This is a genomic window from Streptomyces lavendulae subsp. lavendulae, assembly GCF_002803845.1.
Taxonomy (GTDB): domain Bacteria; phylum Actinomycetota; class Actinomycetes; order Streptomycetales; family Streptomycetaceae; genus Streptomyces; species Streptomyces lavendulae.
Window position 1 is genome coordinate 1,429,794 of the sequence record NZ_CP024985.1, and the last position, 21,687, is coordinate 1,451,480.

Consider the following 21,687-nt stretch of genomic DNA (forward strand, 5'->3'; position numbering starts at 1 on the left):
GGAAGCCGAGCAGCGCCGCGACGAGCTGGAGCGGGAAGGCGAAGGCACGAGCGCCACCGCATGGCGTTCGCCAGTTCGGGCACGCGGCCGGTGCGGGTACGCGTGTGGAACTGGTAGAGCGTGCGGCCGGTGGTGAGCCACAGCGGATGTGCGGTATCGGGCTGTTCGGCCGGTGGGACGTACGGCGCGGTGCGGGGGACGGCCTTGCCGTCCGGGTTCAGCGACCGGTAGGCGGCCTCGTCGTGCGGCGTTCCGGTGAGGAGGTCCTTCCCGTAGCTCTCGCAGTCCTCGGGGCGGCTGCGGAAGTGTAGAGGCGGTCCGTGCCGCCAGGACGGTCGGTGGTACAGGGCCACTGGATGCCGCCCCGCGCGCGGAGCAGGGCGTAGCTCAGTCCGCTGTAGTCGCAGGGGCGGCCGCGGCTGCACTCCTAACACGCTTCGAAGACCGTTTCCGGGTTCCGCCAGGGGATCAGCGGTGCGTTCGAGGCGTCCCGGAGGTCCACGCGGCGGGCGAAGTCCAGGAAGATGTCGAGGTCGGGGCGGGCCTCGCCGGGCGGGTCCACGGCCGTGAGGGAGAGGTGGACGGTGCGGTCGGCGTTGGTGAAGGTGCCGGTCTTCTCGCCCCATCCGGCGGCGGGCAGGACGACGTCGGCGAAGGCGGTCGTCTCCGTGGGAAACAGGTCCTGCACGACGAGGAAGAGCCGGTCCTGCCCGAGTACGGCGCGGATGCGGTCCAGTTCGGGGAGGGACACGGCCGGATTGGTGCCGGAGACCCACAACATGCGCAGGGAGCCTTCCTCGGCGAGGCGGATCATCTGCAGGGCGTGCGTGGGCGGCCCGTCGTGCGGGATGCGGTCGGGCGGTACGTTCCAGAGCTTCGCCACGTGCCGGGGGTTGGCCCAGTTGCGGAAGCCGGGGAGGTCTCCGTCGGCCCCGCATTCGCGGGAGTTCTGGGCGGTGGGCTGGCCGTTCATCTGCAGGACTCCGCATCCGGACCGTCCCAGCATGCCGCGGATCAGGTGCAGGTTGTTGACCTGGACCGCGGCGGCGGTCGCCTGGTGGGACTGGCAGAAGCCCTGCAGGACCGTGGACAGCAGCCGGTCCGCCTGGCCGAGCAGCCGGGCTGCCACCCGGATCTGCTCGGCGGGCACACCGGTCGCCTCGGCAGCGGCCTCGGCCGGCAAACGGGCCACGTGCCGGGCGAGGTCGTCGAAGCCGACGACGTGTGCGTAGATGTACCGCGGGTCGGTCCAGCCGCCTGCGATCACCTCGTGCAGGAGCCCGTTCATGAGGGCGAGGTTGGTGCCGGGTCTGGGCTGGAGATGGATGGTGGAAGCCTCGGACACGGGACCGGGACGGGGATCGACGCAGAGCAGAACGGGCGGATCCGCTCCCGCGATGCGGTCCAAGATCCGGCTCCACAGGACGGCCTGGGTCTCGGCCACGTTGTGGCCGAACAGGGCGACGGTGTCGGCGTGGTCGATGTCGGCGTACGAGCCGGGCTGGCCGTCACAGCCGAAGGACTCCTTCAGCGCCTCTGCGGCGGTGGCCGTGCACAGCCGGGTGCTCCCGTCGAGGTGCTTGGTACCCAGTCCGCCGCGAGCCAGTACGGCCAGCGCATAGTACTCCTCCAGGAACAGCTGCCCGCTGGTGTAGAAACCGATCGAGTCGGGGCCCGGCCCGTCCAGGAGCGCGCGGGCGCGGTCGGTGATGCGGGCCATCGCAGTGTCCCAGTCGCTCTCCCGCAGGACGCCGTCCTCCTTCACCAGGGGCCGCGTCAGGCGGTCCGGGGAGGCGAGGGCCTGCCAGCCGTAGAGGTCCTTGGGATCGAGCCGCCCCCGGTTGACCCGGTCGCCGGCCACGCCCCGGACGCCGACCAGCCGGCCGTCCCGGACCGCCAGCTCCATCGCGTCGCCGTTGGAATGGAGGTTGGAGGCGGTCGGGTACCAGGCGTCGACGCGAACGGCGCCGTCGCCGCTGCCGGGATCCGGACGGACGTACGAGTCGACGCGATCCGGCCAGGTGTCGCCCCGCCCCTAGGGGGTACGGCGCCCCCAGGGCTCCGCGAGGGGGCCGGGGGCGTGCTCGGGAGGAACAGAACCTTGTGTCTCTGTCATGGCAGGCGCCTGCCCCCCGCCTCGTACCGGCATGCTCGTGCCGGGTGCCGGATGCCGGCCGCGCGGACCGTCGCGTAGCCCGCCTCAGTCGGACGGCGGGGGGCCAGGTCCCGGTCAGTGCCGGGCGGCGGCCAGGGGTGCCGTGTCGAGCCCGGCGCCATCGCCGAGTCCCACCAGGAACTCCTCGAATGCCTCGGTGGAGGTACGGGATGGGGTCCAGCCCAGTTCCTCGCGCGCCCGGCCGGCGTCGAGCAGCGGCAGCCGGAGCACCGCGTCCAGGAGACCGGGCGCGGCCGGTACGAGGTGGAGTCGCCAGGCGGCGGCGAGCGCGGCCCGGGCCGCTCCGGCGGGAAGCGGGATCGTACGGGCGTGCCGCATGCGGGCAAGGGATGCGCTGTCGAGGACCGGGTCGGCGACGAGGTTGAACGGCCCGCGCACCGGCCGCAGGACGGCGCACCGGTACGCCTCGGCGGCGTCGTCGGTGTGCAGGGCCTGGAAGCGCAGCCCGCGGATCCCGGGCACGACGGGCAATAGCCCGGGCCGCACCAGCCACCAGGGCAGCAGCGGGCCGGCGAAGATCCGCCGCTGCTCGGAGGCGGAGGCCCGCTTGAACAGGAAACCCGGCCGCATCCGCACCACCCGCATCTGCGGGTTGGCCCGCTCGAAGCCGTCCAGGTACCGCTCCAGGTACGCCTTCTCCCGGGTGTACGCGGCCGCCGGCCACCCGTGCGTGGGCCAGGACTCGTCCACCGGACGGCCGTCCTTGGGGCCGGGAGAGTAGGCCCCGACCGATGAGGCGTGCACCAGCGCGGGCACCCCGCTCCGTGCACAGGCCTCGAAAACGCGCACCGAGCCGAGGACGTTCGTCTGCCAGGTCTCCAAGGGATCGTGGGTGGGCTGGAACTTCCAGGCCAGGTGCACCACGGCGTCCGCGCCGCGGAAGAGCCGGTCCAGGTCGCTGCCGCCGGGAGCGACGTCGGCCGCCTCCCAGCGCATCCCGTCCACCCGGTGGCCGGGCAGGCGGCGGGCCACACCGGTCACGTCGGACACCTTCGGATCCGCGGCTAGCGCGTGGATGACGCTGGTGCCCGCGTTGCCGGTCGCTCCCGTCACCACGACCTTCATGACGCCCACCCCGCTTTCGGCGTCCACAGGGCGCGGCGGCGCGCAGGGGCCGCAGCAGCCGCCCGGGGTGCGCCGCGCATGGCCCGTCCCACGGCCGCCAGCCGCAGCTCCTCCAGGGTGTCGGCCTGGCGTTCGGCGCGTGCGAGCAGCTGGCCGACGGCCTTCGTGTCCAGTGAGGGGTCCGAGCGGGCCAGTGTGTGCAGGGCCCGCCAGAGTTCCTTCTTGCCCTCGACGCCGAGCCTGATCGCCTCCAGTTCGATTACGTCGCTCAGAGGCGAGCGGGAGAGCAGCCTGCCGTTGGGCTTCAGCCGCCCCGCCTGCGCCACGGCCATGCCCAGGAGCATGCGGAGGTCCTTCGCGGGGATGTCCAGAGCCATCATGATCTCGCGCAGGCTGTCGCGGTCCTCTACGACTTCCTCGGCGAGGGCGGCCAGGCGCCGCCCGGCATCGGTGTCGCGGTGGGCGCGCGCCGCCCGCTTGACGAGGGCGATGCCCGCCCCCGCACCGGCGAGGTGGTCATTGAGGTAGATGCCCAGCAGGCGGTGGGGGTCCGGCGCGACCCGTTTCCCGGAGGTCTCCGATCGGCGGTGTTCCATGGCGCTTCGTCGCATTGCCCTGCTCCTTCCTCGGCCGGTCCGTCGGTCCACCCCGCGCCTGCCCGTTCAAGGGCCCGGCACACGGGGCGTCCACCGGTTACGACGACGCTCTCGTCGTCGTTTTCGCGGCGTTCATGGTGTGAGCCGCACGCGTGCGGGCAGGCGCCGTGCGGGTCCGGTGGATCCGCCACGGGACCGTTACGCGGAACGAGGAGGAGCAGCCATGCCTCGCGGTTCGAGTCCCAAGCGTGAACGGCAGTACGAGCACATCAAGGAGAGCGCCGAGCAGCGCGGTGAGAGCACGGAGCGGGCGAAGGAGATCGCGGCCCGCACGGTCAACAAGGAACGCGCGCGTGCCGGCGAGTCGAAGACCGCCAGCCGGTCCTCCACGCACGACATGTCTTCCTCGAAGCGGGGAGGACAGCGGTCCCACAGCGGCTCGCAGGGCCCTACGAAGGAACAGCTGTACAACGAGGCGAAGCAGCGCAACATCGAGGGGCGCTCGAAGATGGACAAGGCCGAGCTCAAGCGGGCCCTAGGACACTGACCACCAGCACGGGTACGGCCGGAGTCACCCTCTGTCCGAAGGGGTGTGCTCGAAGGTGATGTCGGCGCTCGGGCTGAGTTCGGCCGCCATGTTGCGTTCCATCATCCGCAGGGCCGCCTCGGCGAGGGCGGCATCGATATGAGCGACCGCGTCGAGAGCCACCACGACGTCGATGTGCCGGATGTGCGCGTCCAGTGCCGAGTAGAGCACGCACTGCTCGGTCACGCGCCCGCACAGCACGACCCGCCGGACGCCGAGCTGGCCCAGTAGGTAGGCCAGTGGCGTTTCGAAGAAGACGGAGTGCCGTGCCTTGACGACGAAGAGGGCGTCCTCGTCCGGCGCGATCGGCTCGACCAGTTCGGAGTACCGGCCTGCGAGGGCGGCTTCGAGGATTTCGCCGTGGTGGGAGCGCCAGCGGGCCGAAGTTGTCGCTCACGTAGACGACCGGCGCACGGGCGTCCCGCGCCCGTTCGAGGAGTACCCCGACGCCCGGAAGGATGTCGCGGACGGACCGCACCAGCACCTCGGCGTCCTCGTGCTCGTAGGTGTTCAGCATGTCGATCACGATGAGTGCCGTCCCACCCTCGCCGCCTTGCGTCACCCCGGGCCCCTGCCCACGCCGCCGCATGCCAATCCACCCGTCGCCCGACCGAGCCGGTCAACCCGTCGCCCGACCGAGCCGGAAGGAGACCTCGATGGCTTCCCACTCCGACCAGGCCGCCCGCATCACCGGCGCGATCGTCAACGCCACCGGTGGAACCCTCCTGCCATGACCCCGGGCGAAGCTCTGCGCCGGATCGCCTTCCTCCTCGAATGGCGCGGAGCATCGCCGTACCGTGTGCGGGCCTTCCACACCGCGGCCGACGCCGTCCGCGACCTTCCACTGGGCCCGGTGGAAGCCGCACGGGCCGAAGGGCTGCGGGGGGTGGGGCCGGTCCACCGCCGAGGTGATCGCCCAGGCATCGGCAGGAGCGGTACCGAGCTACCTCGCCCGCCTCCAGGCCGAAGCCGACCCGGACGCCCGCGCCGGCTGGGACCTCGCGGCCGCGAGCACCGGGGACTGCCACTTGCACTCCGACTGGTCGGACGGCGGCAGCCCGCTCAAGGACATGGCCGGTGCGGCCCGCGCCCTGGGCCACCGGTGGGCCGTTCTGACCGATCACTCGCCGAGGCTGACGATCGCCCACGGCCTGAGCCCCGAGCGGCTCGAAAGCCAACTGGAGGCCGTGGCCGCCGTGAACTCCGGCATGGGCCCGGATTTTCGGCTGCTCACCGGCATCGAGAGCGACATTCTCGATGCCGGCTCGCTCGACCAGGACGAGGATCCGCTCGGCCGGCTCGACATCGTCGTGGCATCCGTACATTCCAAGCTCCGCTCGGAACCCGAACCGATGACCGCCCGCCTGCTGGCCGCAGTGAGCAACCCGCACGTCGACGTCCTGGGCCACTGCACGGGACGGATCATCACCGGCCGCGGGCGCCCGCAGTCCCGCTTCGAGCCGAAGCCGTGGTCGCCGCGTGCGCGCGGGCCGGCACTGCGGTGGAGATCAACTGCCGCCCCGAGCGGCGCGACCCCCCGGACGACCTGCTCGCCCAGGCCGCCGCCGCGGGCTGCCGTTTCGCCGTCGATACCGACGCCCACGCCCCCGAACAACTGCACTGGCAGAGCACGGGCTACGCGCGCGCGGCCCGAATCGGCCTGGGAGCGGACCGGCTGATCACGACCTGGCCGCTCCGGCGCCTGCTGAGCAGCCGAAGCAGCGGTTCCTGACCGGCCGGCGTCAGGGCGTCAGGGGTGGAAGAGGGCCTTGACCCTGCTGTCCCCCTTCTTCTGGAAGTCCGCGTAGGCCTGCGGGTGGTGGGTCTCCGTCGGTCAGCAGGGGCAGCAGATCTGATGGTCGAACACGTGAGCAGCGGAAGCGGATCGAGCGTGCGGCATGGCCCGGCTCGGGGCGGAAGCGACGAGAACGTGGAGGACGGTCAGGGCCTGCGGTGCTGCTCGGGGCCTTCTTCGGGCGTCTGCCAGGAGTCCTGGCGCATGGCTGCCTGCGGGTTCTGGTCGACGGGGCGGGCGCCTGGATCCGCGCGGCGTGCGGCACGCCGGCTGCCGTACCAGAAGGCGCCGATCAGCAGGACGACCACCACCACTCCGGCGACGATCAGGAAGAGGGACGACGACCCATCGGCCGCAAGGGGAAGCGAGTTGGTCATGAAGGCTGCCTACCCCGAATTCCGCCTCGCTCACAGAACCTCATCGGGCAGGGTGGGCAAAGGCCCCCGCTAGACGCAGAGGAGTGGGGTGCCGGCCCCCGTGACCCGTGAGGAGCCGGCGTACGAAGAACCTTGTCCGGCCGCCCTGTAGGGGCTTGAGTTCACTGTCCGGCCGTCGTGGGCGGTGGCCCGGCCCACGCCGTTCAGCCGTGCGGCTGATGCCACGGGGAGCGGATTCAAGCGGTTCGTCCGCGAGACCGGGCTCACCGTCGCCTTCGGCACCGGCTTCCTCCTCACCCTCGCGGGGCGGCCGATCGCCGACCACGCCGAGCTGGACAGCGTCCTGACGGCGCAGAGCCTGCAGCCGCCGAGACCCCCACGCTGCCATGAGTGGCGCCAAGGTGGAAGGGCGCCAGGTATGACACGTACATCGAAGCCGGGCCCCGACGAAGACCATCCGGGCGAGGAGGCGGCCGCCGCGAGAGCACGGCGGGTCCGGACCCGCGGGTGGAGGAGCGGGCCCCCGACCAGCTGACCGGGCTGTCGAAGCGGTCGTGGAAGGCGGTGCTGCACGGCACCGTGAAGGAGTTCAAGGACGACGAGCTCGCCGACCGGGCCGCGGCGCTCACCTACTACGGGGTCCTGGCTCTCTTCCCCGCCCTCCTGGTGCTGGTGTCCTTGTTGGGCGTCGCGGGGCAGTCCGCGACGAAGAGGGTCCTGGACAACCTGCAAAAAACTCGCTCCCGGCTCGGTGCGGGACGTCGTCAGCGACGCCGTGCAGCAGCTCCAGGGACGCTCCGGGATCGGATCGCTGCTGACGATCGTCGGGCTGGTCCTCGCCCTGTGGTCGGCATCCGGGTACATCACGGCGTTCATCCGCAGTGCGAACGCCGTCTACGACCTGCCCGAGGGCCGCCCGGTGTGGAAGATCCTTCCGCTGCGCCTGGCCCTCACGGTCACGCTGATGGTCCTGGCCTGCGCCAGTGCGCTCATCGTCGTCTTCTCCGGCTCCCTGGCCCGGCAGGCGGTAACGGCCCTGGGGATCGGAGACACGGCCCTGACCGTGTGGTCGGTCGCGAAGTGGCCGGTCCTGGTGCTCCTCATCACCATCATGATCGCGATCCTCTACTGGGCCGCTCCGAACGCGAAGGGCCGAGGATTCAAGTGGGTGACGCCGGGAAGCTTCCTGGCGCTGGCCATCTGGGTGGCCTCCTCGGCCGTTTTCGCGCTCTACGTCGCCAACTTCGCCTCCTACAACAAGACCTACGGCACCCTTGCCGGCGTGATCATCTTCCTGGTGTGGCTGTGGATCACCAACCTGGCGATCCTTCTCGGCCTGGAATTCGACGCCGAACTGAGTCGCCAGCGCGCGATCGCCGGAGGGCTGCCCGCGGACGAGGAGCCCTATGTGGAGCCCCGCGACACCCGGGCCTGGAGCGACGGTGACCATCGCCGCATGGAGCAGTGACCCACAGTCCGTACGGCGCTGGGCGCCCGAGCGGATGACGGGGCGGTTGCGGGGTAGTCGCGTCGCGAGGACGGCAGGAACCCCGACGAGGAAGACGAGGTGTCCCCACCATGAGCACGGCAGAACAGGAACCCCACGCCGCCCACGACTCGGTCGGCGTCCTGGTCTCGCGCGCCTCGCAGCAGATCTCCGAACTGGTCCGCGAGGAGATGCGGCTGGCCCGGGCGGAGATGACCGACAAGGGCAAGCGTTACGGGAAGGGCGGCGGCCTCTTCGGCACGGCGGGACTGCTCGGCATCCTGGCACTCCAGGCCCTGACCGCGACCTGTATCGCCGCGCTCGCGCTGGTCCTCCCGGTGTGGGCGTCGGCCCTCGTCATCTCCGCGGTTCTGGGGATCGTGGCGGCAGTGGCCGCACTGGCCGGGAAGAAGCAGGTCACGAAGGCCGGCGCGCCGGCTCCCGAGCAAACCATCGAAAGCGCCAGGGCCGACCTGGCCGAGATCAAGGAGAAGGCACACCGATGAACGACGACGCCCGAACCAACATCGGCACCCCCACGCCCGCCCCCGCCGCTAGCGGCTCCGCGGAACTGCGCGAGCAGATCGAGCGCACCCGTGACGAGCTCGGTCAGACGGTCGAGGCCCTCGCCGCGAAGGCCGACGTCAAGGCCCAGGCGAAGGAGAAGACGGCTGCCATCAAGGGCCAGGCCGCGGCGAAAGCGGCTCTGGTCTCCGGCCAGATCCACGAGAAGGCCGGGCAGGCCACCCAGTTGGTGAGGGACAAGACCCCCGACCCCGTTCTCGAGAAGACCGCGCAGGCCGCCGCGCACGTACGGGAGAGCGCGGCCAAGGCGGGCCAGTACGCGGCGGACAAGACCCCTGATCCGCTCCGCGAGAAGGCGGAACGAGCAGCGACGGTCGCGCGCGTCAACCGCACTCCACTGCTCGTGCTCGGAGCCGCCGTGGCCGTCCTCCTGTTGGTGCGCCGCAGCCGAGGACGCCGCCCATGAACACGGCCAAGACCGCCTACAAGCCGTTCGGGCTGACCCTCGGCGCCGTGAGCGGCAGCGTGCTGCCCGCGTCCAGCGCATCGGTCCGTCCCCGGCCGGACGCGACCTACCGCACTCGGCCTCGCCCGTGCGCAGGGAGATCCGGGACGTCGAGCATGCCCTCTGCGTGGTGACGGGGACGGCGGACGGTTACGCAGCGCGCTGATAGCCGCCCGGCACCGTCTGCCCGGAGCGGGTGTACTCGACGACTCCGAGCTCGACTCCCACTGATCGCGCTCCCGCGGGGATTCAGCTGCCCGCCGGCAGCGGTCCGAGCGCTGAGGCCGGGAGCCTGCCGCGTGCGAGATCGCGGGCCGCTTCGGAAACCTGTTCATCGCCACCGAGCCGAAGCAGGAGCTGCTCACCGAGGTCGCCTTGAGTCAGATCCGCGGAGACCGGCAGGAACCCTTCCTGGAGTGGTCCGCCACGAAGCTGCTGCCCGCCCTGGGCAAGCTGTGAGTGCGGACTTCCCGACGGAGAACGGAAGACCCGTGCCGCACGTCGCGCCGAACAACGGCCTCCAGGTGCCCGTCCTCGGTTTCGGCGTCCACCAGCTCCCGCCGGAGCGGACCGAGCGGGCCGTCACCGACGCGCTCGTCGCCGGCGGCTCGCGGGCCGGTGCCGCGTCGCTGCGGATTCCCCCGGCGAGGAGGATGGCATGAGCGGGCACTTCGTGGGTACCGGCCCCTGTGTGCACCGACGCACTCGTGATCGTCGGGGCGGAGGAGGAGGTGCCGGAGGTGGTCACCAAGGCGTACGGAGGTGATGGAGCGGCCCTGCCCGCCGCCACCCCCGATACTGCGGACCCCGAGACCCTGCCGCACGACCACACGCAGGCCATCCTGGAAACCACGAAGCGCGTCGCGGGGCTGCTGAAGGCCTCCGGAAAACGATTCGCGCTCGCGGGGAGCGTGGCGGCGTTCGCACACGGCCTGCCGGCCAGTTTTCAGCACGACACGGACTTCTGCGTCCGTCGCGAGGACGCCGAAGCGGTGATCGAGGCACTGGAGAACGGCGGCATCAGCATGCGCCGGGCACCCGAGGACTGGCTGGTCAAGGGCCATTCCGACGGGGAGGAGATCGACTTGATCTTCGAGCTCGCCCGGCGGCCGGTGAATACGGAACTCCTCGACCGTGCACAGATCAGGGCGGTGGATTCGGTCTGGATGCCGGTTCTGGCACCCACCGACCTGATGGACAGCCGGCTTGCCGCGCTGTGCGAGCACTACTGCGACTTCGGCGATCTGCTGCCCATGGCCCGGATGCTGCGGGAACAGATCGACTGGGACCGGATGTACCTGGACCACCGGGACTCGCCGCTGTCCGACGCGTTCCTCTACCTTCTGGAACGGCTCCGCGTCGTCGAGCCGCGGGAGCGGGAGGACAAACCGTGAAAGCGGAAGGGCACATCGAGTACCGCATCCAGCACCTGCGGGACCGGCTGGCCCGCGAGGACATCGCCGAGCTGGGCGTACGCGTGGAGACCCGCGGCCCCGCCGCGCACGTCTGGGGCAGTGTCACCAGCCCGGATTGCCGCGCGGCGGTCCTGCGGATCGCCGAGGAGGAGCTCGCCGGTGTTCCCTGGCACGCGGACCTCACGGTGAGCTGCCACAACCCGCCCGACCACCGAGGAGCTGTTGTGATCCGCGTGGCGGCCGTGGGGGACATCCATCTTTCCCCGGGCGACGAGGGCACCTTGCGCCCCGCCTTCGAGACGCTGGGCGATTGCGCCGATCTCCTGCTCCTGGCGGGTGACCTGACCCGGCACGGCACTCCGGCAGAGGCGCAGGTGGTCGCCGGGGAAGTGGCGGGTCTGCCCGTGCCGGTGGTCGCCGTGCTCGGGAACCACGACTACCAGAGCGACCAGGAGGCGGCCGTCACCCGGGAACTGGTCCGCGCCGGGGTGCACGTGCTGGAGGGGAACGGCGTACTGCTGGACGTGGGCGGCGCGCGGGTCGGCGTCGCGGGGACCAAGGGGTTCGGCGGCGGCTTCGCCGGACGCTGCGCCAGCGAGTTCGGCGAGCCCGAGATGAAGTCCTTCGTGCGCTACACGCGCCGGTGCGCGGACGACCTCGGTCGCGCCCTCGGGGAGCTCCGGGAAGCCGGAAGTACCGCCCTGATCGCCCTCACGCACTTTTCGCCCGTGCCGGACACCCTCGCGGGTGAGCCACTGGAGATCTATCCGTTCCTCGGGAGCTATCTGCTCGCGGAGGCGATGGACCGGGAAGGCGCGGACCTCGCGGTCCACGGTCATGCGCACATGGGCACGGAGCACGGGATGACGGCCGGCGGGGTGCGGGTGCGCAACGTGGCGATGCCGGTCATCGACCGGGCCTTCGCCGTCTACCACCTCGGCCGTTCCAGTTCCAATGATGAACGCCCGGACGAACACAGGAAGTGAGCATCGTGCGTGTGGCATTCCTGGCCGCTCCCGAGGGCGTGGAGGAGATCGAACTCACCGCACCCTGGAAAGCCGTCGAGGAGATGAGCTGGATCCCGCAGCTGGTCTCGACCGAGCTCGGCCGGGTCCAGGCGTTCAACCCTCTCGACAGGGCGGGCACCTGCCCAGTCGACCAGGTCCTCGCCGGTGACACCTCCGATGCCTTCGACGCGCTCGTCCGGCCCGGCGGAGTCGCCAACCCCGACGCCCTGCGCAGGAACGAGCGGGCGGTCGGTTTCGTGCGGAGCTTCATCGAAGACGCCAAGCTGCGGGAACTCGCCGACAGCCCGCACCTCGGCGGCGAGCTCCTGACACCCACGGCCTGAAGCCCTCGGCCGCAGGCCGGCACCGCGGCGGAGCTCGTGCGGTGCTTAGTGCCCACGGAGGCGGGTAGCCGCCTGTCAGGAGCCGCTTCAGCAGCGGGAGGAACCATGACCCGACGCGTCCACGAGGTGATGACCGGGAGCCCGGTGACCGTTGAGAAGACGGCGTCCCTGGCCGAAGCGGCACGGGTGATGCGCGACGCCGGAATCGGAGATGTCCTGGTCGTCGACGGGGGCCGGCTCCGCGGCATCCTGACCGAGCATCGTCATCCGCGCCATCGCCGAGCACAAGGACCCGTCCGACACCACCGTCCACACCGTGCCGAGCCGGTCACCGTCCGGCCCGACGACGGAGTCGACGACGCCGTCGCCCTGATGCGCCGGTACGCACTGCGGCGCCTGCCGGTGCAGTCCGAGGACGGCGAACTCGTCGGAGTCGTCACTCTCGGCGACCTCGCCATCGAGCAGGAACCGGGATCCGCTCTCGCGGCCGTCTCGGCGGCAGATCCCGATACGTGACCGTGGGGAAGCCCGCCCACCCTCATCACGAGGGGCCTGTTGGCCGTTCAGGAGCGGGCCGCCGCCGCAGACTGCGAGCGCCGGCTCCCAGAGCCTGGGCGAGCCTACGCACGGCAGCCGTACGCAACGCCCTCACCGAGGGCGCTGCGTGCCACCGGGCGGATCCGCGCGGGGCGATGACGGCCGCGCCTCGTGATGGCCGTGAGGGTGCAGGCTCGGGCCCAGGGCGGGGCCGGCAAGCGTGTGGGGAGAGAGGTCGGTGGGTTCCTCGCCTGCTTCCAGGAGGGTATCCGCGGCCCCGACGACAGAGGGTCGGGCTGCCCGACGGCGGCCGTGTCCTTTCGGTCGTAGTCGATGCGCCACGGCAGGCTGCGGAGCGCCTCCAGGCGAGCCCGCCGCTTGTCGTTGGTCTTGACGACGGTCCACGGGGCGTGCTCGGTGTCGGTGGCCCGGAACATGTCGACCTTGGCGGCCGTGTACGCGTCCCACAGCCCGAGGGAAGCGATATCCGTGGGCGAGAGCTTCCACTGCCGCACCGGGTCGACCCGACGGATCGCGAACCTGGTGCGCTGCTCGGCCCGGGACACGGAGAGCCAGAACTTCACCAGGAGGATCCCGTCCGCCACCAGCATGGCCTCGAATGCGGGGCACTGCGCAGGAACAGTTCGTTCTCCTCCGGTGAGCAGAAGCCCATCACGCGCTCGACTCCGGCACGGCTGTACCAGGAGCGGTCGAAGAAGACGATCTCGCCGGCGGTCGGCAGGTGGGCGATGTACCGCTGGAAGTACCACTGGCCGGCCTCCCGCTCGGTCGGCTTGTCCAGGGCGACGATCCGGGCACCACGCGGGTTGAGACGTTCGGTGAACCGCCGGATCGTGCCGCCCTTCCCGGCGGCGTCCCGCCCCTCGCAGATCACCACCAGCCGGGCTCCCGTCTCCTTCACCCAGTGCTGAGCTTCAGGAGCTCGATCTGCAGGACGCGCTTGGTGCGCTCGTCTCCTCGGACCGCTCTTCGAGCCGGCCCTCAGGCTCGGCCGTCTTGGAGAAGTCACGTCGCCGGCGGTACCGGCCCAGCGCTCCCCTGGCTGTCATCGCACGCTCCTCCTCACACCATCGGGCGAGGCGTCCTACGGGGGCGGCTATCCGGCTTCGCCACGATCACCCGCAGTGGCCTCCGTCTCGATGAGCCGGTCCGGAATGCTTGGCGGATCTGGTGGTGGGAAGGCGCTCGAATGTCCGACCCTCGGGGCGCCCCACACACGCGCGTGACCGGAAGGGAGAAGCGTGATGAGAGCCGTGACCTGGCAGGGCCGCCGCAAGATCGAGGTGGCCACCGTTCCGGATCCGCAGATCGTCGAACCCACGGATACCGTGATCAAGGTGACGACGACGGGCCTGTGCGGATCGGACCTGCATCTGTACGAGGTGCTCGGGCCGTTCCTGGACGCGGGCGACATCCTCGGCCACGAGCCCATGGGCGTGGTCGCCGAAGTGGGGCCCGAGGCGCGGGACCTGAAGGTGGGCGACCGGGTCGTCGTGCCGTTCAACGTGTCCTGCGGGACCTGCTTCATGTGCGAGCGGGGACTGCACTCGCAGTGCGAGACGACCCAGGTCCGCGAGCACGGCAGCGGTGCGAGCCTCTTCGGATACACCAAGCTCTACGGGCAGGTGCCGGGCGGGCAGGCCGAATACCTGCGCGTCCCCTTCGCCGACACCCTCCCGATCCGGATTCCCGAAGGACCGCCGGACGAACGGTTCGTGTACCTCTCGGACGTCCTGCCCACCGCTTGGCAGGCCGTCGTCTACGCCGACGTCCCACCCGGCGGCAGCGTCGCGGTCCTGGGCCTCGGGCCCATCGGCGACATGTGCACCCGCGTCGCGGCCCATCGCGGGGCCGGCCGGGTGATCGGCATCGACCTTGTACCCGAACGCCTCGCCCGCGCCGCCGGTCACGATGTACAGGTCTTCGACCTGTCCGCGTACGGGGACCAGCTCGTCGACGCGGTCCGCGACGCGACCGGCGGCCGCGGCCCGGACTCCGTGATCGATGCCGTCGGCATGGAGGCCCACGGCAGTGTCGGCGCCAGGGCGGCGCAGACCGCGACCGGCCTGCTCCCGGACGCCCTGGCATCCGCACTGATGAAGAAGGCCGGCGTGGACAGCCTGGCCGCCCTGAAGACGGCCATCGACCTCGTGCGCCGCGGCGGCACCATCTCCCTGTCCGGCGTCTACGGCGGTGCCGCCGACCCGCTTCCGCTGCTCACGATGTTCGACAAGCAGATCCAGCTGCGCATGGGGCAGGCCAACGTCCACCGGTGGGTCGACGAGCTGCTGCCGCTGCTGACCGACGGCGACCCCCTCGGCGTCGAAGGCTTCGCCACCCACCACCTGCCCCTGGATGACGCCCCACAGGCCTACGCGGACTTCCAGAAGAAGCGGGACAACATGGTCAAGGTCCTCTTCCATCCCTGATGGCCGTCACAGGACAGGCGCCGCAGGATCGGGCAGGAGCATCGCATGGCGGTTTTCGTCGGCACTTCGGGATGGCAGTACCGCGACTGGTCGGGGTTGCTGTACCCGCCCGAGCTTCCGCAACGCCTGTGGCTGGAGGAGTACGCACGGCATTTCTCCACCGTGGAGGTCAACAACGCGTTCTACCGACTGCCCGCGCCCCACACGTTCGTCCAGTGGCGCGCCCGCACTCCGCCCGACTTCGTCATGGCGGTCAAGGCGAGCCGCTTCCTGACGCACATCAAGCGCCTGCACGAGCCGGCGGAGCCGATCCGGCGGCTCATGGAGCACGCCGCTCCCCTGGGCGACCGGCTCGGCCCCATTCTGCTCCAGCTGCCGCCCACCCTCCGCGCCGACCCTGCGGCGCTCGAAGCCTGCCTCGCCTGTTTTCCGCCGGACGCCCGCGTCGCCGTCGAACCGCGCCACCGGTCCTGGTGGACGGATGACGTACGCCGCGTCCTCACCGACCGCGGTGCGGCTCTGTGCTGGGCCGACCGCGGGTCGCGGCCCGTCACGCCCTTGTGGCGGACAGCGGACTGGGGCTACCTGCGCTTCCACGAGGGCCGTGCGCAACCCGCCCCCCGCTACGGCCGGTCGGCCCTGCACGGGTGGGCCGACCGTATCGCGGACACCTGGCCCGCCGGGGCGGACGTCTTCGCCTACTTCAACAACGACCCCGGTGGAGCAGCCGTCGTGAACGCCCGCACGTTCCGCCGCCTGACAACCCGCCCGGAGGGCGGTTGACCCAGGGCCGGGAGCCCCCGCAGCTACCCGGCTCGGTGGGCGCGGCATGCGACGAGCCGGTCTGGGCATGCGCCTCGTGTACGAGGAGGCACGCCATGACCGGCATCCCCGGGACGGCCAGCGCGTCCGCGCGCGCCTCGTAGTCGGCGAGCCCGTCGAAGTACGGCGGCGGACCACTGAGGGGCCAGCGGCGGAAGACGATGGTGCGCCAGCTCGCAAACCCCGTGTCCCGCCCGTCCCACAGGGGCGAGTTGACGGACATCGCCAACAGCGTGGGCAGCCACCCCCGGATCCGGTTCAGCACGGCGACCCCCATCTCCCGATCGGGGACCCCGACGTGTACGTGCATGCCGCAGATCAGCTGCTCATCGACGAGTTGTCGGGCCTCCCCCTCCATCCTCCGGTAACGCCGCGTAGGAGTGACCGGTACGGGCAGGGCCCCCCGCAGCGGCGCCGCACCCGTGGCCGCGATCCGGCAGCCGTTCGCCTCAGCGGCCGAGGACAGGGCATGACGGAGCCGCAACAGGTGGCCTCCCACCTGCTCAAGGTTCCAGCACACGGGAGTGGCCACCTCGATCTGAGCCTGCAACAGCTCGTCCTGGACCTCGCCGCGCTCGGCGAAGGGTTCCGGTGTCCGAGCGGTAACGCACCGTACACGCCCGGATGAGGTGAGGGCCGGCCCTGGGTGTGGAGAAGCGCGAGAGTGCGTAGTACGGCGAGCCGGGGCAGAAGCCTCGTGAGCCGTTGACGGGAGGCACCCCATGCACGACGGCACCCGCACCCCCTCGGCCGCCGAAAGGGCGCTGGAAAACATCAGGCGAGCCGAGGTATCGCTGAACTCGAACGTCTTCCCCGCGGACGTGTCCGACCGTGCCCGCGCAGCCGTAGACGCAGCCCGGCGGGCCCTGCACGGCGACGACGCGTCCACTGCTCTGGCCGCTTCCGACCTCGCGGTCCGACTCATCGCCGACGCTTTGCGCTGAGCCTCCGCGCACCGCCCATCGATGACGCGCTCTTTCATGACTGCTCTCCCGTCCTCGTCTTTGGTTCCTGGTCGGTGGCGCAATCAGGTCACGCCACGGCTCCGCAACCAGACCGGCGCGGCCCGCGTGCCGACACCCCGGGACCTGCGCCGACGGCAGGCTGACACCGCGGCCTGGCCCCGGGGGCCGGGAAGGGCCACGATGGTGGGGTCGGACCGTGAGGATCGAGGTGCGCCGTGGATCGTGGACTGGCGCAAGCAGGCCTGCCGTGACCGCAGAGGCGGTGCCGGGGGGCTTGGGACCCGTTCTGGCGTGGGTGCTCGAGCGTTCCCACGGCGCGTCCGCACTGGAGCTGGCCGGTGTGATCGGTGAGGCCGCCCGTCGGCTCGGGATCCCACGGACCCGCCTGTACCTGGTCGACCTCCAGCAGCGGCGACTGCTTCCCCTGCCCCAGTCCGGCCTCACAGCCGAGGAACGCGAGGGGCTCGATGTCGACGGCTCGCTCGGCGGTCTGGCCTACCGCACCCAGGAAGTGCAGTCGACGCGCGCCGGGGACACGGCCTGGTTCCCCATGGTCGACGGCATCGAGCGGATCGGCGTCATGCAGGCGCTCACCCCAGTATCCGGCTCCGGCTCCGGACGACTCATGGAGGCCGGCCGGGCACTGGCGAGCCTGGCCACCCTCCTGGTGGTGTCCAAATTCAGCCACCACGACCCGCTCGTCCAGGGACAACGGGTGCGGCCGATGACTCTTCAAGCCGAACTGCTGTGGGCGTTCCTGCCGCCACGGACCATCGGCACCGAGCTGGCCACGTCCTCCGCCGTGCTGGAGCCGGCGTACGACATCGGGGGCGACGCCTTCGACCACAGCTTCATCGACGGGCTCCTGCACCTGACGCTGGTCGACGCGATGGGGCACGACCTCGCCTCCGGAGGTGCCAGCGGCGCCGCACTGGCCGCGTGCCGCTCCACCCGCCGCTCGGGCGGCGACCTCCGCGACATCGTCGCCGCCATCGACCGTACGCTCGCCCAGTGGATCCCGGACCGGCTCATGACCGCCGTCATCGCCGAACTCGACACCACTCAAGGGGATTTCACCTGGATCAACTGCGGCCACCCGCCACCGCTCCTCATCCGCGACGGCCACGTGGTGCAGAACGCCCTCGAACGCCCGCCCCACCTCCCCCTCGGCTACGGCTTCCACAGCTCCAACCCCCCGGAACAGGAATACGCCCGACTCCAACCCGGAGACCGCGTCCTGCTGTACAGCGACGGCATCACCGAAGCGCGCTCCCCCACGGGCGACCTGTTCGGCGACGAACGCCTCGCCGACACCGTCATCCGCTCCACCGCCTCCGGCGACAACGCCCCCGAAGCGCTACGCCGCCTCGTCCAGAACCTCCTCGACCACCATCAGCACCACCTGCGCGACGACGCGACGATCCTGCTTGTGGAATGGCACCCCTCCCCCCGGCCCCGCTGACCGCCTCGCGGTCCCCTCAGGAGGGGCAGACCCGACCTGGCCCTCCCCGACACCTAGGGCGTCGTCTTACCCGCTGCCTCCCACCTCGGCTCCAAGGGCTTAGCCGCCCCGAGGCAAGCCCGAATCACCGGGGCCGGAGCCCGGCTGCTGCCGGTCCGGGGGCCCGGCAGGCGCCGCCCAGCAGGCAAGGTAGCCACCGGACCGAGCCCGACTCCGATCTACCGCTGCATCGGTACGAGGCAAGCTCCGGTCGGGTTCAGCGGTGCCCCTCAGCCGTCGGCCCCGCCACCCGGGGTCCTTATCAGTGAGCGTCCGCTGCGCCCGCGCTCACCAGAAGAAGGCCCTCGCTGCCATCGTCACCGGGATCCGCGAGAAGCCGGGGTCCGACTCCGAACTGTCCGCTCTGGAGGCGGTGGCCCGGCACCGGGTGCCCGACAACCTGGTCCCCCAAGGCGGCGGCGGTCCGCCCCCCAGCGGCTTCCTGCTCACCTGTCCGTAACGCCGCCGCCGGGCCGCTTCGGTGATGTGGGCGACCAGGAGTCACAGCGGGCGCGCGTGCTCGAGGTCCTGGCGAGAGGCGTCGGCAGGTCCGGGCCGGTCGGTGGAAGTTGCCCCGGCCAGCCCGCGGGCCTGACACCGAAAAGACCGCGATAGGGGCAAAATCGGCGCTCCCGGAACCCGTCGCACCCGCCGACCGGGGCCTTTGATCACCGTTCTTGGAGGCACGAACGCCATGACGTCATTCGGGTACTTCCTGTCCTGCGAGGAATTCACCCCCGCCGAGCTCCTCGACCAGGCGCGCAAAGCCTCCGACGCCGGTTTCACCCACCTGGCCATTTCCGACCATTTCCACCCCTGGAACGATCAGCAGGGCAACAGCCCCTTGGTCTGGTCGATGATCGGGGCCCTGTCCCAGACCGTGGACCTGCCGGTGACCACCCTGGTGACCTGCCCCACAATGCGCCTGCACCCCGCCGTCACGGCCCAGGCCGCGGCCACATCGAGCGAACTGCTAAACGGCCGGTTCGTACTCGGCGTGGGCACCGGCGAAGCGCTGAACGAACACATCCTCGGAGACCGGTGGCCTTCGTTCGACGAGCGCGCCGCCATGCTGGAGGAAGCCGTCGAGGTGATGAGGAAGCTCTTCACCGGCCGCCAGGTCAGCCACTACGGCACGCACTACACCGTGGACAACGCCCGCCTGTACACCGCGCCCCGCGCCCCGCTCCCCGTTAACGTCTCCGGCTTCGGGCCAAAGGCGGCGGAGCTCGCCGGCCGCATCGGCGACGGCTTCATCACCATGGGCCCCGACCAGGAGGCCATTGGCCGCTTCCGGGACGCGGGCGGCGAAGGGAAGCCGGTGATCGGCGGCCTCAAGGTGTGCTGGGACGAGGACAGGGAGAAGGCCGTCGACACCGTACACCGGCTGTGGCCCAACGAGCAGCTTCCCGGCGAGCTGGCCCAGATCCTTCCGACCCCGGCCCACTTCGAACAGGCGAGCCAGCTCGTCACCGCGAGCAGGTGTCCGCCAACGTGCCGTGCGGCGATGACGTCGAGGAACACGTGACTGCGGTACGCGCCTACCTGGACGCGGGCTTCGACGAGGTGTACATCGGCCAGATCGGCCCCGGCCAGGACGCCTTCTTCACCGCCTGCCGCGACAAGCTCCTGCCCGCCCTCAGCGCATGAGACCGACCATTCCGTTCCCGTAACCCCGAACAGGCAGCCCCGACAGCGAGAAACACACTCGCGGCACGCCGTCACCGGCTCGGTCCCCAGTAGCGGCCAGGGCCGCCTTCGGGGACATTTCGCCGAGCGGGTCCTGCCACTGAACCGGCCCTCACCCGGCTGGGCAGGCGGGAAGCCGCAGAGATAGGGCAAGGGCTTCAGCGGACTTTATCTCGTCCGCTCAAACCGTCACTTCCTGTCGCGCCTGGGCCGAGTCCGGGCCCGGGGGAAGCCTCGGGAAAGCGGGCCGTCGCAAGGGACGGACGGACCCCCGGCGCAGATCCTGCTCATTGCAACGGCACCTCCGAGCTTCCCCCCGCCCGCTCACATCCTGCCCCTTCCAGCAGGTCGAGCAGCTGCGACCGGTGGAGGGCAGCGACCGGCTCGAGCAGGTCGGGGTGGCGCAGAAGGGGAGCGGCCTGGTGTTCGTAGTCGCCGGGGCGGGTAAGCCGAGTAGTCTCGCCGGCCTGGCTCCGGTTCGCGTCAAGGGCGAGGGCGGGAGCGGCGAGGAGGCAGGCAGCCCAGCTGACGACGGTTTCATCAACCCATGTCCGCCAGTCGGCATCGGCTTCGTCGGTGCGATCGGCGCCGGTCAGCCAGTCCAGCCGCGCGCTTCCGCCCGGTCCGAGGAGATGCAGAAGCTCGACGTCCAGCGCGGTCGGATACCGCAGGGCCGCGGCGAGGGTGACCGCCTGCCGGGCCTGGGCCTCGGCCAGGGCCTTGCTGAACGCGCCCGGGGAGGACGGGAAGGCGGTCAGTAGCCAGCGGGTGCCGGCGGCTATGAAGGGTGCGAGTTCGGCGGACACGGCGGCTTCCTCGGGGAGCATGCTCGCCTGGGCCCGGCCGGGTCCGCGAGCTGCGGGGGCGAAGCTGCACCGCTCCGCTGGGTGGCGACCAGCGTAGCTGCAAGGGCGGGCGTGCGGCATGACGCACGTCACCGTCCGTCCAGGGCGGCGGGCGCGTACGCGTTCCCGCGGCCCGCCGCCCCGGACCGACGTCAGGACTTGCCGCGGCCGGTCACGAAGTCGCGTGCCCGGTCCACCAGGCCGGCGCCCGGTGCGAGGAGTTTGCTGGCCGTGGGGCTGCTCGGTGCGGCGGGGTGCGGGCGGGTGGGTGCCATGGCCTTGGCGCGGCGGATCTTGTCACCGAGATCGTTCAGCTGCTGCGGGGTGCAGGCCCTCTTCAGCATCGGGAAGAGGTTGCTCTCCTCGTCCTGGACGTGGGCGGCGACCTCCTCCATGAGCTGCTGCAGGAGCGGGCTCATCTGTGCGTCGTCGGTCTTCATCTTCTCCAGCCGCTTGAGCATCTTCTCGACGCGGCCGTGGTCCTCGATCTCCTTGTCCGCCATCGGCCCGCCGCCCTCGACGTGCTCGCGCACGGCCGGATAGAGGTACTGCTCTTCGGCGACCGAGTGGCGCACCAGTTCGATGGTGATCTCGTCGATGAGATCGCGGAGCTCCTGCCCCGTGCCGGTCATGGCCTGGAGCCGGGCGAACATCCCCTCCACCTCGCGGTGGTCGGCCATCAGCTCGTCGATCACATTTCCGCCGTGTCCCATGTCGCCTCCATGTGTGTTCGGGTCGGGCCAGTCCGGCCCGACCCGATCACTTCCCCGCAGGATGCGCGGATGCCCGGCCACAGAAGGCGCCTCACCCGCTCGGGGGAGGCAGCCACTCGCACAAGGTGGATGGTTCACCGCCAAGAAGACCCTGCTGTGACCAGCAGGGCAAGCGCCAAGTCTCTGGTGCAGGGTGGGAGACCACCGACATTCGCCCACTGCCGTCACCGAAGTCAGCAACGGCGGGACATGATCGGGAACGATGCTGACCACCTGCTGACCTGGACC

At 70.9% G+C, this 21,687-nt stretch carries 18 protein-coding genes and 7 pseudogenes; 16 read left to right on the forward strand and 9 right to left on the reverse strand.

The genetic code is table 11. From position 1 onward, the window contains the following. Positions 1 to 62: 62 nt before the first annotated feature. The 3 genes and pseudogenes from SLAV_RS06420 to SLAV_RS06430 form a co-directional block, all read right to left on the reverse strand. Positions 63 to 2,116: pseudogene (locus SLAV_RS06420) on the reverse strand (molybdopterin-dependent oxidoreductase); the annotation flags it as partial. A 114-nt stretch (positions 2,117 to 2,230) separates the two neighbouring features. Continuing rightward, positions 2,231 to 3,241 carry an NAD-dependent epimerase/dehydratase family protein gene (locus SLAV_RS06425; RefSeq protein WP_030224292.1) on the reverse strand — a complete coding sequence of 337 codons (1,011 nt, stop codon included), beginning with the start codon at positions 3,239 to 3,241 and terminating at the stop codon, positions 2,231 to 2,233. Next, positions 3,238 to 3,852, reverse strand: coding sequence for a hypothetical protein (locus SLAV_RS06430; protein WP_199922100.1), 615 nt, complete (start codon positions 3,850 to 3,852; stop codon positions 3,238 to 3,240). Before SLAV_RS06430 ends, SLAV_RS06425 begins: the two co-directional genes overlap by 4 nt. Before the next feature lie 208 nt (positions 3,853 to 4,060). Here SLAV_RS06430 and SLAV_RS06435 point away from each other — a divergent pair, with 208 nt between their 5' ends. After that, positions 4,061 to 4,384, forward strand: coding sequence for a hypothetical protein (locus SLAV_RS06435; RefSeq protein ID WP_030224296.1), 324 nt, complete (start codon positions 4,061 to 4,063; stop codon positions 4,382 to 4,384). Between the two features lie 24 nt (positions 4,385 to 4,408). Here SLAV_RS06435 and SLAV_RS06440 read toward each other — a convergent pair. Then, positions 4,409 to 5,012, reverse strand: a pseudogene (locus SLAV_RS06440) (cysteine hydrolase family protein). A gap of 141 nt (positions 5,013 to 5,153) precedes the next feature. Between SLAV_RS06440 and SLAV_RS06445 the strand changes: the two are divergent. After that, positions 5,154 to 6,155, forward strand: a pseudogene (locus tag SLAV_RS06445) (PHP domain-containing protein). 209 nt (positions 6,156 to 6,364) lie between these two features. Here the strand turns inward: SLAV_RS06445 and SLAV_RS06450 are convergent. Beyond that, complete coding sequence (locus SLAV_RS06450; protein WP_030224298.1) at positions 6,365 to 6,595, reverse strand: DUF6479 family protein; 231 nt, start codon at positions 6,593 to 6,595, stop codon at positions 6,365 to 6,367. Between the two features lie 429 nt (positions 6,596 to 7,024). Between SLAV_RS06450 and SLAV_RS06455 the strand changes: the two are divergent. From SLAV_RS06455 to SLAV_RS06495, 8 genes and pseudogenes are all read left to right on the forward strand, one after another. Further along, positions 7,025 to 8,063, forward strand: a pseudogene (locus SLAV_RS06455) (YihY/virulence factor BrkB family protein). A gap of 110 nt (positions 8,064 to 8,173) precedes the next feature. Further along, complete coding sequence (locus tag SLAV_RS06460; protein ID WP_030224303.1) at positions 8,174 to 8,587, forward strand: phage holin family protein; 414 nt, start codon at positions 8,174 to 8,176, stop codon at positions 8,585 to 8,587. Next, the gene (locus SLAV_RS06465; RefSeq protein WP_030224305.1) at positions 8,584 to 9,072 is read left to right on the forward strand and encodes a DUF3618 domain-containing protein; all 489 of its coding nucleotides are present in this window, start codon (positions 8,584 to 8,586) and stop codon (positions 9,070 to 9,072) included. Before SLAV_RS06460 ends, SLAV_RS06465 begins: the two co-directional genes overlap by 4 nt. A 530-nt stretch (positions 9,073 to 9,602) precedes the next feature. Next, positions 9,603 to 9,773 (forward strand): hypothetical protein, encoded by a 171-nt coding sequence (locus SLAV_RS06475; RefSeq protein ID WP_391383074.1) that lies wholly within the window; start codon positions 9,603 to 9,605, stop codon positions 9,771 to 9,773. Between the two features lie 27 nt (positions 9,774 to 9,800). Then, complete coding sequence (locus tag SLAV_RS06480) at positions 9,801 to 10,505, forward strand: nucleotidyltransferase family protein (RefSeq protein WP_078950038.1); 705 nt, start codon at positions 9,801 to 9,803, stop codon at positions 10,503 to 10,505. 245 nt (positions 10,506 to 10,750) lie between these two features. Then, complete coding sequence (locus tag SLAV_RS06485; protein WP_037686063.1) at positions 10,751 to 11,512, forward strand: metallophosphoesterase family protein; 762 nt, start codon at positions 10,751 to 10,753, stop codon at positions 11,510 to 11,512. A gap of 5 nt (positions 11,513 to 11,517) precedes the next feature. Then, positions 11,518 to 11,877: a DJ-1/PfpI family protein gene (locus tag SLAV_RS06490; RefSeq protein ID WP_078950057.1), complete on the forward strand. Its 360-nt coding sequence runs from the start codon at positions 11,518 to 11,520 to the stop codon at positions 11,875 to 11,877. A 105-nt stretch (positions 11,878 to 11,982) separates the two neighbouring features. Continuing rightward, a complete protein-coding gene (locus SLAV_RS06495; protein ID WP_030224315.1) occupies positions 11,983 to 12,393 on the forward strand; it encodes a CBS domain-containing protein in 411 nt (136 codons plus the stop codon). A gap of 132 nt (positions 12,394 to 12,525) precedes the next feature. On the opposite strand, the pseudogene ppk2 reads toward SLAV_RS06495, so the two are convergent. Beyond that, positions 12,526 to 13,386: pseudogene (ppk2, locus tag SLAV_RS06500) on the reverse strand (polyphosphate kinase 2); the annotation flags it as partial. Positions 13,387 to 13,679: 293 nt separating this feature from the next. On the opposite strand from ppk2, the gene SLAV_RS06505 reads away from it, so the two are divergent. Together SLAV_RS06505 and SLAV_RS06510 are read left to right on the forward strand one after the other, a co-directional pair. Further along, positions 13,680 to 14,864: a zinc-dependent alcohol dehydrogenase gene (locus tag SLAV_RS06505; RefSeq protein WP_030224318.1), complete on the forward strand. Its 1,185-nt coding sequence runs from the start codon at positions 13,680 to 13,682 to the stop codon at positions 14,862 to 14,864. 45 nt (positions 14,865 to 14,909) lie between these two features. After that, positions 14,910 to 15,647 carry a DUF72 domain-containing protein gene (locus SLAV_RS06510; RefSeq protein WP_030224320.1) on the forward strand — a complete coding sequence of 246 codons (738 nt, stop codon included), beginning with the start codon at positions 14,910 to 14,912 and terminating at the stop codon, positions 15,645 to 15,647. On the opposite strand, the pseudogene SLAV_RS06515 reads toward SLAV_RS06510, so the two are convergent. Next, a pseudogene (locus SLAV_RS06515) lies at positions 15,568 to 16,257 on the reverse strand (carboxylate-amine ligase); the annotation flags it as partial. The gene SLAV_RS06510 and the pseudogene SLAV_RS06515 sit on opposite strands and share 80 nt — an antisense overlap. Before the next feature lie 151 nt (positions 16,258 to 16,408). Here SLAV_RS06515 and SLAV_RS41500 point away from each other — a divergent pair. The 4 genes and pseudogenes from SLAV_RS41500 (at position 16,409) to SLAV_RS06530 (ending at position 19,802) form a co-directional block, all read left to right on the forward strand. Beyond that, the gene (locus SLAV_RS41500) at positions 16,409 to 16,630 is read left to right on the forward strand and encodes a hypothetical protein (RefSeq protein ID WP_030224322.1); all 222 of its coding nucleotides are present in this window, start codon (positions 16,409 to 16,411) and stop codon (positions 16,628 to 16,630) included. A 316-nt stretch (positions 16,631 to 16,946) separates the two neighbouring features. Continuing rightward, on the forward strand, positions 16,947 to 18,113 hold the full coding sequence (locus SLAV_RS06520; protein WP_234333332.1) for a PP2C family protein-serine/threonine phosphatase: 1,167 nt from the start codon (positions 16,947 to 16,949) through the stop codon (positions 18,111 to 18,113). A 304-nt stretch (positions 18,114 to 18,417) separates the two neighbouring features. Beyond that, on the forward strand, positions 18,418 to 18,612 hold the full coding sequence (locus SLAV_RS06525) for a hypothetical protein (protein WP_030224331.1): 195 nt from the start codon (positions 18,418 to 18,420) through the stop codon (positions 18,610 to 18,612). A gap of 234 nt (positions 18,613 to 18,846) precedes the next feature. After that, positions 18,847 to 19,802 (forward strand): annotated as a pseudogene (locus tag SLAV_RS06530) (TIGR03557 family F420-dependent LLM class oxidoreductase). Between the two features lie 326 nt (positions 19,803 to 20,128). Here the strand turns inward: SLAV_RS06530 and SLAV_RS06535 are convergent. Next, positions 20,129 to 20,647 carry a hypothetical protein gene (locus tag SLAV_RS06535; protein ID WP_030224334.1) on the reverse strand — a complete coding sequence of 173 codons (519 nt, stop codon included), beginning with the start codon at positions 20,645 to 20,647 and terminating at the stop codon, positions 20,129 to 20,131. A 191-nt stretch (positions 20,648 to 20,838) separates the two neighbouring features. After that, the gene (locus SLAV_RS06540; protein WP_030224336.1) at positions 20,839 to 21,399 is read right to left on the reverse strand and encodes a hemerythrin domain-containing protein; all 561 of its coding nucleotides are present in this window, start codon (positions 21,397 to 21,399) and stop codon (positions 20,839 to 20,841) included. Positions 21,400 to 21,687 lie beyond the last annotated feature (288 nt).